This is a genomic window from Mesorhizobium sp. M00.F.Ca.ET.216.01.1.1 (assembly GCF_004010325.2).
GTDB lineage: Bacteria > Pseudomonadota > Alphaproteobacteria > Rhizobiales > Rhizobiaceae > Mesorhizobium.
In genome coordinates, this window is the sequence record NZ_SADR02000005.1 from 129,949 (window position 1) to 142,898 (window position 12,950).

14 protein-coding genes are annotated in these 12,950 nt (G+C 62.9%); 9 read left to right on the forward strand and 5 right to left on the reverse strand.

Annotated elements, in window-relative coordinates:
• From EN859_RS09065 to ppa, 5 genes are all read left to right on the forward strand, one after another.
• On the forward strand, window positions 1–688 hold a 688-nt coding region (locus tag EN859_RS09065), incomplete at its 5' end, for a YgcG family protein (RefSeq protein WP_135913526.1).
• A 76-nt stretch (window positions 689–764) separates the two neighbouring features.
• On the forward strand, window positions 765–1,580 hold the full coding sequence (locus EN859_RS09070; protein WP_245525515.1) for a YgcG family protein: 816 nt from the start codon (window positions 765–767) through the stop codon (window positions 1,578–1,580).
• Window positions 1,581–1,585: 5 nt separating this feature from the next.
• Entirely contained in the window at window positions 1,586–2,224 is a 639-nt protein-coding gene (locus EN859_RS09075; protein WP_127853017.1) for a TPM domain-containing protein, read from the forward strand.
• Between the two features lie 236 nt (window positions 2,225–2,460).
• Window positions 2,461–2,967, forward strand: coding sequence for a GNAT family N-acetyltransferase (locus EN859_RS09080; protein WP_127853018.1), 507 nt, complete (start codon window positions 2,461–2,463; stop codon window positions 2,965–2,967).
• Window positions 2,968–3,155: 188 nt separating this feature from the next.
• On the forward strand, window positions 3,156–3,686 hold the full coding sequence (gene ppa, locus EN859_RS09085; protein ID WP_127853019.1) for an inorganic diphosphatase: 531 nt from the start codon (window positions 3,156–3,158) through the stop codon (window positions 3,684–3,686).
• A 112-nt stretch (window positions 3,687–3,798) separates the two neighbouring features.
• Here ppa and EN859_RS09090 read toward each other — a convergent pair whose 3' ends face one another.
• Window positions 3,799–4,389 carry a hypothetical protein gene (locus EN859_RS09090; RefSeq protein ID WP_127853020.1) on the reverse strand — a complete coding sequence of 197 codons (591 nt, stop codon included), beginning with the start codon at window positions 4,387–4,389 and terminating at the stop codon, window positions 3,799–3,801.
• A 165-nt stretch (window positions 4,390–4,554) separates the two neighbouring features.
• Window positions 4,555–5,169, reverse strand: a complete 615-nt coding sequence (locus EN859_RS09095; protein ID WP_127853021.1) for a TetR/AcrR family transcriptional regulator — start codon at window positions 5,167–5,169, stop codon at window positions 4,555–4,557.
• Window positions 5,170–5,244: 75 nt separating this feature from the next.
• Between EN859_RS09095 and EN859_RS09100 the strand changes: the two genes are divergently transcribed.
• Together EN859_RS09100 and EN859_RS09105 are read left to right on the forward strand one after the other, a co-directional pair.
• Window positions 5,245–6,528, forward strand: a complete 1,284-nt coding sequence (locus tag EN859_RS09100; protein ID WP_127853022.1) for an MFS transporter — start codon at window positions 5,245–5,247, stop codon at window positions 6,526–6,528.
• A gap of 318 nt (window positions 6,529–6,846) precedes the next feature.
• Entirely contained in the window at window positions 6,847–8,421 is a 1,575-nt protein-coding gene (locus EN859_RS09105; RefSeq protein ID WP_127853023.1) for an alkaline phosphatase, read from the forward strand.
• Between the two features lie 4 nt (window positions 8,422–8,425).
• On the opposite strand, the gene EN859_RS09110 is transcribed toward EN859_RS09105, so the two are convergent.
• Window positions 8,426–8,704 (reverse strand): hypothetical protein, encoded by a 279-nt coding sequence (locus EN859_RS09110; RefSeq protein ID WP_127853024.1) that lies wholly within the window; start codon window positions 8,702–8,704, stop codon window positions 8,426–8,428.
• A gap of 201 nt (window positions 8,705–8,905) precedes the next feature.
• Here EN859_RS09110 and typA point away from each other — a divergent pair, with 201 nt between their 5' ends.
• Window positions 8,906–10,735, forward strand: coding sequence for a translational GTPase TypA (gene typA / locus EN859_RS09115; protein ID WP_127853025.1), 1,830 nt, complete (start codon window positions 8,906–8,908; stop codon window positions 10,733–10,735).
• A 79-nt stretch (window positions 10,736–10,814) separates the two neighbouring features.
• Here the strand turns inward: typA and EN859_RS09120 are convergent, their stop codons facing one another.
• Complete coding sequence (locus EN859_RS09120) at window positions 10,815–11,441, reverse strand: DUF1062 domain-containing protein (protein WP_127853026.1); 627 nt, start codon at window positions 11,439–11,441, stop codon at window positions 10,815–10,817.
• 415 nt (window positions 11,442–11,856) lie between these two features.
• Between EN859_RS09120 and EN859_RS09125 the strand changes: the two genes are divergently transcribed.
• Window positions 11,857–12,468: a LysE family translocator gene (locus tag EN859_RS09125; RefSeq protein WP_127853027.1), complete on the forward strand. Its 612-nt coding sequence runs from the start codon at window positions 11,857–11,859 to the stop codon at window positions 12,466–12,468.
• Window positions 12,469–12,549: 81 nt separating this feature from the next.
• Here the strand turns inward: EN859_RS09125 and EN859_RS09130 are convergent, their stop codons facing one another.
• Complete coding sequence (locus EN859_RS09130) at window positions 12,550–12,873, reverse strand: hypothetical protein (RefSeq protein WP_127853028.1); 324 nt, start codon at window positions 12,871–12,873, stop codon at window positions 12,550–12,552.
• Between the last annotated feature and the right edge of the window lie 77 nt (window positions 12,874–12,950).

A 12,950-nucleotide genomic window follows, 5' to 3' on the forward strand; every position in this document is an offset into this window, starting at 1 on the left:
TGATGCCGGGACCAGGGCGGCACTGACCCAGAAGCTCGCCGACTTCGAAAAAAAAGGCTCCGACCAGATCGTTGTCGCGACAATCAATAGCCTCGACGGCGAGGAGATCGAACCCTACGCCAACCGGCTGTTCCGCGCCTGGAAGCTCGGACAGGGCGGTGAGGACAATGGCGTGCTGTTGCTGGTGGCCAAGAACGACCGCAAGATGCGCATCGAGGTCGGCTACGGGCTGGAAGGCACGCTGACTGACCTGCATACCAAGCTGATCATCGAAAACGACATGGTGCCGGCATTCCGCGCCGGCGACTTCTCCGGCGGCATCAGCAAGGCCGTCGACGACATGGTCATGGTGCTGGAGGGCAATCCGGAGGAGCTGGAGGCGCGCGGCGCTCGCAACCAGCAGACGCCGTTCAATGCCGACGATCTGTTCTTTGCCGTCTTCATCGGCATCTGGGCGGTCATCTTCTTCGGCAGCATCGCCGTTTCCATACTGCCGCCGATCTTTGGCCAGAAGATCGGCCCTGGCCGCTATCGCTGGCTCGGCATGACCTTCGAGCCGGGTCGACGGTCATCCGGCGGCTGGTCGTCGGGAGGTTCCGGCGGGGGATGGTCGTCGGGTTCAAGCGGCGGCGGCTTTTCCGGTGGTGGCGGCTCGTCAGGTGGCGGCGGCTCTTCGGGAAGCTGGTGACGGCATGACAGGACACGTGATCACACCGCCAAAGCCTGACCGCCTCGCAACCACGATCAGCGCCGCCTTGATTGCCATGGCGCTGTTGCTCGTCAGCTTCACGGCTGTCGCCGCAGACCTGCCGGCACTCACCGGGCGGGTCGTCGACGATGCCGGCATCATCGATGCCGGGACCAGGGCGGCACTGACCCAGAAGCTCGCCGACTTCGAAAAAAAAGGCTCCGACCAGATCGTTGTCGCGACAATCAATAGCCTCGACGGCGAGGAGATCGAACCCTACGCCAACCGGCTGTTCCGCGCCTGGAAGCTCGGACAGGGCGGTGAGGACAATGGCGTGCTGTTGCTGGTGGCCAAGAACGACCGCAAGATGCGCATCGAGGTCGGCTACGGGCTGGAAGGCACGCTGACTGACCTGCATACCAAGCTGATCATCGAAAACGACATGGTGCCGGCATTCCGCGCCGGCGACTTCTCCGGCGGCATCAGCAAGGCCGTCGACGACATGGTCATGGTGCTGGAGGGCAATCCGGAGGAGCTGGAGGCGCGCGGCGCCCGCAACCCGCCTGATACCATCTCCATCGATCCGATCGTCGCGCTGTTCGTCATCCTGTGGGTGACGCTGTTCCTGGGCGGCCTGGCGATGGCGTTCCTGCCGCCGGTCTTCGGCACAAAGCTGTCGCCGGGCGTGTATAAATGGCTTGGCATGACCTTCAGCTACAGCCATGGGTCGAGGTCATGGTCCCGGGGTGGCAGCTGGACATCGGGCTCCTCGTCCGGCAGCGGCTGGTCGTCAGGCAGTTCCGGCAGCAGCTGGTCTTCCGGCTCAAGTGGTGGCGGATTTTCAGGTGGCGGCGGCTCGTCCGGCGGCGGCGGTTCTTCAGGAAGCTGGTGAGACATATGGCAACACGACCGATCAGCCACGAGGATCATGAGCGCATCGCCACGGCGATCCGCGCCGCCGAATCAAAGACCGATGGCGAGATATACTGCGTGGTGGCGCATGCCAGCGACGGCTATTTCTTCCCGGCCGCGTTCATGGCGACATCAGCCATGCTGATCGTCAGTCTCGCCGTCGGCTACGGGCTGGAAGCCTGGTGGCTGTCGATCCGCCTGCCGCATTTTGTCTTCGCCCAGCTTCTGGCGCTCGCCTCGGTGCTTGTTCTGCTCTGGGCGCTGCCCGGCTTGCGCATCCATCTCGTGCCGAGGCGGCTGCGCTACCAGGCCGCGCATGCCAACGCGGTCAAGCAGTTCCTCGCCCGCAATGTCCACCGCACCACGGCGCGCACCGGCGTGCTGGTGTTCGTGTCTATCGCCGAGCGCTATGCCGAAGTGGTCGCCGACAGCGGTATCAACAGCCGCGTCGGCCAGCATGTCTGGGACGATGCCGTGCGCGACCTTACCGCGCATGCCGGCGACGACCGTCTCGCCGATGGTTTCGTCAAGGCGATCGAAGCGATGGGGCGGGTGCTGGCCGAGCATTTCCCCGTTTCACCAGGCGATAGCAACGAGTTGGACGATCACCTAGTCGAAATCTGAGAACCAGGCGCATGACCCCGAAATCGAGTTCGATTTCGGTAAAGGATCATGCGCAAATCAAAGTACCAGATGTCCGCTGCGCTTCGGTTCTCGTAAACCGCGCCATCCGCTTCGGCAGAGCGCGTTCCAGGCAGGTTCTCCGATGTCAGGAGTGTCTCCATCCGCCTGTGCGAAAGCGCCGCGCCCTTCAGCCGGACTCTTGCAATCGCGCGATGCCGGCTTATGGTTAATGAATCATGAACACGGTGACCATCGACATAAGGAAAGCTGAGCCGCGCGACGCCGGCGCGATCGCCGACGTGCACCAGCAAGCCTGGCTCGGCGCCTATGCCGGCATCATTCCACACCGCACGCTGACATCGATGATCAACCGCCGCGGCCCCGCCTGGTGGGCGAACGCCATCCGCCGTGCCGCTACGGTTCTGGTCGTCGAGATCGGCGGCAAGGTCGCCGGCTATGCCACCATCGGCAAGAACCGTGCCCGCGAACTCAAGCAGCAGGGTGAGATCTACGAGCTCTACCTGCGCCCCGAATATCAAGGCATCGGGCTGGGCAGCCGGCTGTTCAAGGCAGCGCGCGCCCGCCTGGCCGACCACGGGCTGAAAGGCATGGTGGTGTGGGCGCTGGAAGACAACCAGAACGCGCTCGCCTTCTATGCCGGTGCCGGCGGCCGCGATGTTGCCGAGGGTGTCGAGATCTTCGAGCAGAAGGCACTGAAGAAGGTCGCTTTCGTCTGGGAATGACAGCTGTCGCATGATCCCGAAACGGTTTCGGTTCCGAAACGATTATTGCAAATCAAGGCAATCTCCATTGCGTGTCCAGAAGGGCGCGCTGCGCGGTTGAGTACTCCGCCCGATCGGCACCATTCGCCGCATTGCACCGTGCCGCGCCGCCCGCTATTCGGTTTTGAAATCGAGAGAGGGAAAGAGCCATGCGCATCGCAGCCATAGCCACCGGAAAGAACCCGCCTGAGGACGTCAACGTCATCATCGAGGTGCCGATCGGCGGCGAACCGATCAAATACGAGATGGACAAGGAGGCCGGCACGCTGTTCGTCGATCGTTTCCTGCACACCTCGATGCGCTATCCCGGCAATTACGGCTTCGTGCCGCACACGCTGTCGGGCGATGGCGATCCGATCGACGTGCTGGTCTGCAACACGCGCGCGCTGGTGCCAGGCTGCGTCATCAATGTGCGGCCGATCGGCGTGCTGGTCATGGAAGACAATGCCGGCCTGGACGAGAAGATCATCGCCGTGCCCTCGCCCAAGCTGACGCTGCGCTACGAGAACGTGACCGAATTTACGCACCTGCCCGACATCACCCGGCAGCAGGTGCAGCACTTCTTCGAACACTACAAGGATCTCGAGCCCGGCAAATGGGTCAAGATCGAGGGCTGGCACGATTCCGTCTATGCCAAGAGGATGATCGTCGAGGCGATCGAACGGGCGAAGCGCAAGTAGTCCGACTGCTCAAGCGCGTCGCGCCTGGAGGGATTCAGGCGACGCGCCTCAAATTTTTGTGTTTATGCATGTCGTTACCCCAAAACCGCTGCGCACTTTTGGGCGACATGCATCAGTTGTCGACGCGGCCGAAATCCGGGGTCTTGCCGATCACCACATGCCTGTCCGTGCCGCAAGCAAAGCTCCGCGCCTTGTCGTCGGCGAGCTTACGCGCCTGATCGTTGGCGTCGGGATTGCCGGTGGCCAGCACCAGCCCGACGGTACAGCCCTCATGGCTGTCGGGCTGGGCAACCTTGGCGACGAGCAGCACTTCGGTCGGCTTGTTGTCGTCGTCGGGATTGCTGATCGAGCGGCGGTGGATGACTGCGAAAGGAACGGCGACATCGCCCTTGGTCTCGATCCGCCACTCGACCTTGGGTCTAGCCGAGTTGAAACTGGAAAAGCTTTCCCAGACCGAGGTCATGTCGCTGGACGGAAAGCCGTAGAACAGCGATTCGCGGGCGTCGTCGTATGCGACCAGCACCGGGTAGCCGCGATAGCCCGAACAGGCGAGGCTGGCCCAGTCGCCGTCGCCTTCCTCCGCCTGCGCATAGGTCACACAGTCCTGCTTCCAGTCGAGATCGGTGTAGACGCTGGATATGTCGCCGGCCTGGGCCGCCTGGCAGAGACCGGCGAGGGCAAGCGGGATCAAAAGCGCGCGCATGGCCGACAACTCCGTTTCGGGCTGCCGCAGCCTAGAGCATGATCCCGAAAAGTGGAATCCGGTTTCGCCGGCGCGGACCTTCGGTTCGGAAAAGATCATGCTCAAACAAAAAGATAGAGCCCCATCCCGATTCTATCGGGATGGAACAGGCTCTAATATCAAACGCTATTTCTTCAAGCTCGCTTCGATCAGCAGGTCGGCGTTGCGAGCCACCGATTGCGCCGGTCCGCCGGCGCCGAACAACTGGCCGCTGATATAAGCGCCCTCGATCAGTAGCAGCAGCCCGTCGCCGAGCGTGTCGGCGTCGCCGGCACCCATCGCTGTTGCCATGGCGCGCAGGCGCCGCCGCAACTCCTGCTTGTTGGCTTCGCTCACCACGCGGGCCGGGTGGCCACGTTCGGGGTACTCGACCGCAGCGTTGGTCATGCCGCAGCCACGATAGTCAGTCTTTTGCGTGCGCTTGCCGACGCGGATCAGGAAGGCTTTGATCTGCGCGCGCGGGTCGCCGGGATGGGCGTCCACCGCCTCGTCGAAGCGTTCCCAGAATTCCAGATCATATTGCCGGAGATAGGATGCGGCGAGCTCATCCTTGGACGGAAAGCTGCGGTAGAGGCTGGGCTTGGTGACGCCGGCCCGCCGCACGATCTCGTCGACGCCGATCGCCCTGATGCCTCGCCGGTAGAACAGGTCGCGCGCCACGCCGAGGATCCTTTCGGCGGCGCGGGGCGGGGTTGCTTCACCCGGCTTGATCGATGGATCAATGCTTTTCATTCTCGACATGTCAGTTGCCTAGTTGACAATGTTACCGATCGGTACGTATACCTTTGACCCATCTGCAACGTACCGGTCAGTAACATGATAGCTCAATCCCGACCGTTTGGCCAGCGCTACGCTTTCGTCGTGGTGGCCGTCATCTTCCTCTGCCTGCTGATCGCAGCTGGCCTCCGTTCGGCGCCCTCCGTCATGATGCTGCCGCTGGAAGAAAGTTTCGGCTGGCGGCGTGATGTCGTCTCCCTGGCTGCGGCCATCGGCATCTTCCTTTACGGCCTGACAGGGCCGTTCGCTGCAGCGTTGATGGAACGGATCGGGCTACGCCGCACTCTGCTTGCCGCGCTCCTGCTGATGTCGGGTTCGACGGCGCTCAGCCTGTTGATGACCAAGCCCTGGCATCTGCTCGTCACCTGGGGCGTATTTTCCGGCGTTAGTTCGGGCGCGGTCGCCACCGTGCTCGGCGCCACCATTGTCAACCGCTGGTTCAAGACCAATCGCGGCCTGGTGATGGGGCTGATGTCGGCCTCCAGCGCCACCGGCCTGCTGGTGTTCCTACCGTTGCTTGCCTCACTCGCCCAATCGGGCGGCTGGAAGCCGGTCGCCATCGCCATTGCGGTCGCCACCGCCTGTCTCGTGCCGCTGGTCTGGCTGCTGGTGCCGGAGCGCCCAGCCTCGATTGGCATGGTGCGCTACGGCGCGGAGGCCGACGACGTGCCGCCTGTGCCGCCGGCGTCGCAGGGCAATTTCCTCACGCACACGCTCGCCACGCTGCGCCGCGCCGCCGGCACACGCGTGTTCTGGTACCTGTTCGCTACCTTCTTCGTCTGCGGCTTCACCACCAACGGGCTGGTCGGCACGCATCTTATCGCTTTCTGCGGCGACATGGGCATCGGCGAGGTGCAGGCCGCCGGTCTGCTGTCGATGATGGGCATCTTCGACCTGATCGGCACGACACTGTCGGGCTGGCTCACCGACCGCTTCGATCCACGCAAGCTGCTCGGCGTCTATTACGGCATCCGCGGCCTGTCGCTGATCTATCTGCCTTATTCCGGCTTCTCGGCGGCCAGCCTGATCATCTTTGCTGTGCTTTACGGATTGGACTGGATCGCCACGGTGCCGCCGACGCTGCGGCTTTCCAACGAGGCGTTCGGCGACCGCAGCGGGCCGATCGTGTTCGGCTGGATCGTCGCCGGCCATCAGGTTGGTGCGGCGACCGCGGCCTTCTTCGGCGGGACGATGCGCGAGCTGCAGGGCAATTACGAGCTTGCCTTCCTCATCGCCGGCATGACGGCAATAGCCGCCGCCTGCATCTCGCTGCTGATCAACACCAGCCGCCCGGCCTTCGATCCGGAACCGCAAGCGGCTTGAGCGCTGTCGGTCAAATTGCCGATCTCCCCCCGTGTGGGCCCGTGTGGGGGAGTTGCCCGGCAGGGCAGAGGGGGGCGCGAAGAATCGCCGGCCTCTAACCCTCCCCTGAGTTCTGCTTCAAACAGTCTGCGGCTTGTCCAATCCTTCTATGTCGGAGGGGCAGCGCCCCCCTCTGGCCTGCCGGCGATCTCCCCCCACAAGGGGGGAGATCGGCAGCTTGGCTGTTGGTTGTAATGAAACCTTCATGGTTTCGAGATGTGCCTGAAACATTGACGCTGGACCTTGGCGGGGACGTTCAACGCCATCCAGGAGACAGCCATGAACAAGAATTCGATGACGCGGCGCGCCTTCGTCACGTCCGCCAGCGCCATTGGCCTCGTCGGCGCCTCGGGGCTTGCACTGCCCTATTATTCGCGCGCCAATCAGCGGCCGGCCTTTACCCATGGCATCCAGTCCGGCGATGTCGACGCCACCAGCGGCATGGTGTGGACGCGCACCGATCGCCCGTCACGCGTCATGTTCGAAGTTTCGTCGACCGAGAATTTCGCCAATGCCACCCGCCTTGCGCCGCTCGATACGTCGCCGGCCAGCGATTACACGGTGAAGCGGTTGCTCACCGACCTCGCCTCCGACCAGGACATCTTCTACCGCATGGCCGCGGCCGATCTCGCCGACATCAACGCCGTCTCCGAGCCGATCGTCGGTCGCTTCCGCACAGCGCCGGCCTCGAAGCGCGACATTCGTTTCGCCTGGTCGGGCGACACCGCAGGCCAGGGCTGGGGCATCGACGACACCGGCATGAAGACCTACGCCACGATCGGCAAGCACACGCCCGACTTCTTCCTGCATTCCGGCGACACCATCTATGCCGACGGCGCGATGAAGGACGAGGTCGACCTGCCCGGCGGCGGCAAGTGGAAGAACACGGTCCTCGTCGACGAAAAGCGCAAGGTTGCCGAGACGCTGGAGGAATACCGGGCGCAGTGGAAATACAACATGATGGACAAAAACGTGCTGGGGCTCAGCGCCATCTGCCCGACCTTCTACCAGTGGGACGACCACGAGGTGTTGAACAACTGGTCGGATTCGAAGGACCTGACGGGCGACAACCGCTACAGCGAGAAATCCATCCATGTTCTGGCGGCACGTGCGGCGCGCGCCTTCCACGAGATGACGACGATCCGCTACGAGCCGTCCGAGCCCGGCCGCGTCTACCGCAAGATCGCCTATGGGCCGCTGCTCGACGTGTTCTTCCTCGACATGCGGGCCTATCGTGGGCCCAACGGTCCGGACATACAGGACACGATGACGCCGGAATCGCGTATCCTCGGCGAACAGCAGATGAAGTGGCTGAAGCGCGAACTGGCAAACTCCAACGCGACCTGGAAAATCATCGCCGCCGACATGCCGCTCGGCCTCATCGTCTGGAACGACGGCACCAAGAAGGTCGGGGCCGAGGCGGTCAGCAACGGCGACAACGGCCCGGCAAAGGGACGCGAGCTGGAAATCGCCGACCTGCTTCGCTATATAAAGAATGTCGGCATCAGCAACACCGTATGGCTGACTGCCGACGTCCACTACACGGCGGCGCATTACTATAATCCGGACAAGGCGCAGTTCCAGGATTTCAATCCGTTCTGGGAATTCGTCTCCGGTCCGCTCCACGCCGGCACCTTCGGCCCGAACGACTTCGACATGACCTTCGGTCCGGAACTGAAGTTCATCAAGGCGCCGACTGCCGAGCAGGGCCAGAATTTGCCGCCGTCAGCGGGCCTGCAGTTCTTCGGCCTCGTCGATATCAGTGGCGCCACCGAGCAGATGACGGTGCGGCTGATGGATCGCGACGACAACGAACTCTACAAGGTGACGCTCGATCCGGTACGGTCGGCGTGAGGTATTAGTCGGGATAGCAAACGGTTGGAATCTTCGGCCAGACGGCGCTGTCGCAGTTGGCGGCCTGCTGCCGCTGCTTGAAGGCAGCACTGACCGGCCCGGTCACCACCGGGTCGACGCCGTCGGGGGCGTCGGCGAAAAGCTGCTCGGCGGTTTGCGTATTGGGCGGCGCGGCCGGCCGCGGCTCTTTAAGCGTTGCTGCCGACTGCGCGGCGCCAACGGCGAGGACGACGGCAAGGGTTGCCCACACGATCGTCCGGAAATTGTTGACTGAATGTGTCATGAAAAATCAAACTGCCCGGACCGCGAAAGGTTCCGCCTTGGTTAACAAAACCATTACACACGCAGACGCTTAAGATTTGGTGACCACGTATTTGGTTATCGACCTCCTCTTTCGCAAATGCGAAAAACCCTGTATGAGCCGCGCAACCGAAAGAGGCGGCGCCATTTGGCCCGCTGCCTGCAACGCTCCCGAGACCACAACATGAAAATTCGTAACATCGCGATCATCGCGCACGTCGACCATGGGAAAACCACCCTCGTCGACCAGCTTCTGAAGCAGTCCGGCTCGTTCCGCGACAACCAGCGCGTCGCCGAGCGCGCCATGGATTCGAACGACCTCGAAAAGGAACGCGGCATCACCATCCTGGCCAAGGCGACCTCGGTCGACTGGAAGGACACCCGCATCAACATCGTCGACACCCCCGGCCACGCCGATTTCGGCGGTGAGGTCGAGCGCATCCTGTCGATGGTGGATTCGGCCATCGTGCTGGTCGACGCCGCCGAAGGGCCGATGCCGCAGACCAAGTTCGTCGTCGGCAAGGCGCTCAAGGTCGGCCTGAAGCCGATCGTCGTCATCAACAAGATCGACCGGCCGGACGCCCGCCATGTCGAGGTGGTCAACGAAGTGTTCGACCTGTTTGCGGCGCTCGACGCGACCGACGAGCAGCTCGACTTCCCGATCCTTTACGGCTCAGGCCGCGACGGCTGGGTCTCCGAGAACCCCGAAGGTCCGAGGGACCAGGGCCTGGCACCGCTGTTCGATCTCGTCATCAAGCATGTGCCGGCGCCGGTCGTTCACCCCGGCCCGTTCCGCATGATCGGCACCATCCTGGAAGCCAATCCGTTCCTCGGCCGCATCATCACCGGCCGCATCGAATCCGGCACGCTGAAATCCAACCAGGCGGTCAAGGTGCTGCACCATGACGGCACCCAGGTCGAAACCGGGCGCATCTCGAAGATCCTCGCCTTCCGCGGGCTCGAGCGCCAGCCGATCGACGAGGCGCAGGCGGGCGACATCGTTGCCATCGCCGGCCTGTCGAAGGGCACCGTCGCCGACACCTTCTGCGACCCTTCCGTGACCGAGCCGCTGCATGCGCAGCCGATCGATCCGCCGACGGTGACGATGTCGTTCCTCGTCAACGACTCGCCGCTCGCCGGCACTGAGGGCGACAAGGTGACCAGCCGCGTCATCCGTGACCGCCTGCTGCGCGAGGCCGAAGGCAACGTCGCGCTGAAGATCGAGGAATCGCCGGACAAGGATTCGTTCTTCGTCTCCGGACGCGGTGAATTGCAGCTTGCCGTGCTGATCGAGACGATGCGCCGCGAAGGGTTTGAGATCGCCGTGTCGCGGCCGCGCGTCGTCATGCAGAAGGGCGACAACGGCGAATTGCTGGAGCCGGTCGAGGAAGTCGTCATCGACGTCGACGAGGAGCATGCCGGCGTCGTCGTGCAGAAGATGTCGGAGCGCAAGGCCGAGATGGTCGAGCTGCGTCCGTCGGGCGGCAACCGCCAGCGTATCGTCTTCCACGCGCCGACGCGCGGCCTGATCGGCTATCAGTCGGAACTGTTGACCGACACGCGCGGCACCGCGGTGATGAACCGGCTGTTCCATGCCTACGAGCCCTACAAGGGCGAGTTGCCGGGCCGCACCAACGGCGTGCTGATCTCCAACGAACAGGGCGAATCGGTGGCCTATGCCATGTGGAACCTGGAAGACCGCGGCCCGATGGTCATCGATCCGGGCGTCAAGGTCTATCAAGGCATGATCATCGGCATCCATAGCCGGGACAACGACCTTGAGGTCAACGTGCTGAAGGGCAAGAAGCTGACCAACATCCGCGCCGCCGGCAAGGACGAGGCGGTGAAGCTGACGCCGCCGATCCGCATGACGCTGGAGCGGGCGCTGGCGTGGATCCAGGACGACGAGCTGGTCGAGGTGACGCCGAAGACCATCCGGCTGCGCAAGCTCTATCTCGATCCGAACGAGCGCAAGCGTTTCGAGAAGTCGGCGAAAGTGGTCGGCGCGGCGTAAGCTTTTCTCATCATCGAAGTGAGTTACCGGGAGGGAGCACGTGCGTGCTCCCTCCCTTTATTTTATGCGCTGGCAGCTTTTATGCGCTGGCAGCCGAAATGATGTCGTTCCGGTCGGGTTCGCCGGCCAGGTCGATGCGGATCGCCGTCCCCATTCGGGCCGGCTTGCGCAAGGCTTTGGTCCCATCCGGGCCGATGGCCAGCAATTGCCGCTGTTGCCATACCTGAAGCCTCGACCGGGAGATGCCGAGTTCACTGGCGAGCAACCGGTCAAGCCGCAACGACGTCGGCATTTCGAGCCCGAGCTGCAGCTCCAGTACCGTCGTATTTTCCAGTCTGTCGCCAAGCATCTGCTTGTGCACTGCGACTTCTGGAAATTCCTCGACGCGTCCGATCCGGCTTCGCAGCGCAATGACATCGAAGGCATGGCGGCGCGCCAGGGCCGGATCGTTGCTTTCGAGCGCCATGAGCAATGCCGGCTCGATGTCGCGGCGATTGCACCGTTCCAGGATGCCGAAATTCCAGGAGTTGTCGCAATCGACGCAACGGTAGATCAGCCACGCGTCGATGCGTTTGCCGTTGGCGTTGACGCGGAATTTCCAACTGCAGCGATAGGCCTTCAGGCCGCCGCAGCGATTGCAGTTGATGTGAGGTTGAGGTGCGGTCCTGGGTGCGATCGCCCAGCGGATACGCAATAGAGCAGACATGCCGAAAAGCCCTTCCCGTCGGGAAGTTCGTCAAGCCGGCGATGTCGAGATGCCCATGCGGGCACGGCGTGGCGAGAAGCTGTGGCGATCGGAAAATCAGCGGCGATCGGAAAGTCAGGCGTCGTGGGTGACAGGGGCACGACGACGGTTCAGCAGTGCCAAACCGGTCTCGAACCGCCACCCTGAAGAACACATGATGAAAAACAGGCATCGCGAATGCGACGCCCTGCATTGTGTCGGGGGAGTTGACGAGACCGGTGATTACGTAGGCAAAGTGATGCTCGAAATTGTGTCGGGACGGAACTTCTAGCTGCGAGGTGGCGGGCCAGCAAGTCTCCGTCTTGCCGGTGCTACCGCCGCCGGGTCAGTTGGGTTAGTGTTGATGGATCGAACCTCTTAAACAGAGATCCTGGTCATGCATCTCACCTCTCTCCTGATCTTCGCCGGGGCGCTGGTTGTCGCCGCCGGTTCGCCCGGCCCGTCGATCGCGGCACTTGTGGCACGGGTCATCGCCAAAGGTTTTCGCGACGTGTTCCCGTTCCTGCTTGCCATGTGGATCGGCGAGGGCATCTGGCTGTCGCTGGCAGTGTTCGGGCTGGCGGTGGTGGCGCAGACCTTCCACTTCGCTTTCGTCATCGTGAAATGGCTCGGCGTCGCCTATCTCGCCTACCTCGGCTGGAAGATGTGGACCGCGCCGGTCGAGGCAAGAGAAGGCGAGATGCCGCGCGAGGATTCGCCGGCCAAGCTGTTCTTGGCCGGCATGGCGGTGACGCTCGGCAACCCCAAGATCATGATGTTCTATCTGGCGCTGCTGCCGACGATCATCGACCTTGCGTCGGTCAGCATCGTCGGCTGGGCCGAGCTGACGCTGACCATGGCGGTGGTCCTGGTCGCCATCGATCTTGCCTGGGTGCTCGCCGCAGCGCAGGCGCGCAAACTGCTCAAAAGCAAGCGGGCGATGAAGATCGCCAATCGCGTCAGCGCCACGACCATGGCAGGGGCCGCAGCGGCGATAGCGGCGCGGTAAAGCATGATCCCGAAAAGTGGGACCCGGTTTTTGCTTCGCTGACCTTCGGTTCGGAAAGATCATGCTCAAACAAACGGCGCGTCAACTCATTTCGATGATCGGCGCAATCTCGACGCTGAAAGCCGGGTCCATCAGAATGGGACAATCCTTGGCCTTGCCGACGGCATCGTCGATGTCGTTTGCTTCAATGATTGTATAGCCAGCGGTCGGATTGCTGCCGCCATTGTTCTCGACCTTGCCGCCGGGCAGCACCGTCTTCGACATGCCGACCGGATTGCCGCCATCGACCACGGCCGAGCCAAGCTTGCCGTACCAGCCGTTCCAGGCGTCCATTGCCGCTTTCCGTTCGGCCTCCTCGGTCGGCATCTTGCCCGAGCCGTGATAGACGTAGAGAAATTTCGCCATGTTCTCCTCCTTGATCAGCGGCATCGAACCGGCATGCGGTCATGCCGCACACCAATCATCGGACCAAACTGGCAAAC

Excerpts from the sequence above, each read along its gene's own strand:
- EN859_RS09080 (WP_127853018.1), top strand. The coding sequence starts at position 2,461 with ATGAACACGGTGACCATCGACATAAGGAAAGCTGAGCCGCGCGACGCC.
- EN859_RS09105 (WP_127853023.1), top strand. The coding sequence starts at position 6,847 with ATGAACAAGAATTCGATGACGCGGCGCGCCTTCGTCACGTCCGCCAGC.
- EN859_RS09110 (WP_127853024.1), bottom strand. The coding sequence starts at position 8,704 with ATGACACATTCAGTCAACAATTTCCGGACGATCGTGTGGGCAACCCTT.
- ppa (WP_127853019.1), top strand. The coding sequence starts at position 3,156 with ATGCGCATCGCAGCCATAGCCACCGGAAAGAACCCGCCTGAGGACGTC.
- EN859_RS09120 (WP_127853026.1), bottom strand. The coding sequence starts at position 11,441 with ATGTCTGCTCTATTGCGTATCCGCTGGGCGATCGCACCCAGGACCGCA.
- EN859_RS09130 (WP_127853028.1), bottom strand. The coding sequence starts at position 12,873 with ATGGCGAAATTTCTCTACGTCTATCACGGCTCGGGCAAGATGCCGACC.
- EN859_RS09090 (WP_127853020.1), bottom strand. The coding sequence starts at position 4,389 with ATGCGCGCGCTTTTGATCCCGCTTGCCCTCGCCGGTCTCTGCCAGGCG.
- EN859_RS09100 (WP_127853022.1), top strand. The coding sequence starts at position 5,245 with ATGATAGCTCAATCCCGACCGTTTGGCCAGCGCTACGCTTTCGTCGTG.
- typA (WP_127853025.1), top strand. The coding sequence starts at position 8,906 with ATGAAAATTCGTAACATCGCGATCATCGCGCACGTCGACCATGGGAAA.
- EN859_RS09125 (WP_127853027.1), top strand. The coding sequence starts at position 11,857 with ATGCATCTCACCTCTCTCCTGATCTTCGCCGGGGCGCTGGTTGTCGCC.
- EN859_RS09070 (WP_245525515.1), top strand. The coding sequence starts at position 765 with ATGGCGCTGTTGCTCGTCAGCTTCACGGCTGTCGCCGCAGACCTGCCG.
- EN859_RS09075 (WP_127853017.1), top strand. The coding sequence starts at position 1,586 with ATGGCAACACGACCGATCAGCCACGAGGATCATGAGCGCATCGCCACG.
- EN859_RS09095 (WP_127853021.1), bottom strand. The coding sequence starts at position 5,169 with ATGTCGAGAATGAAAAGCATTGATCCATCGATCAAGCCGGGTGAAGCA.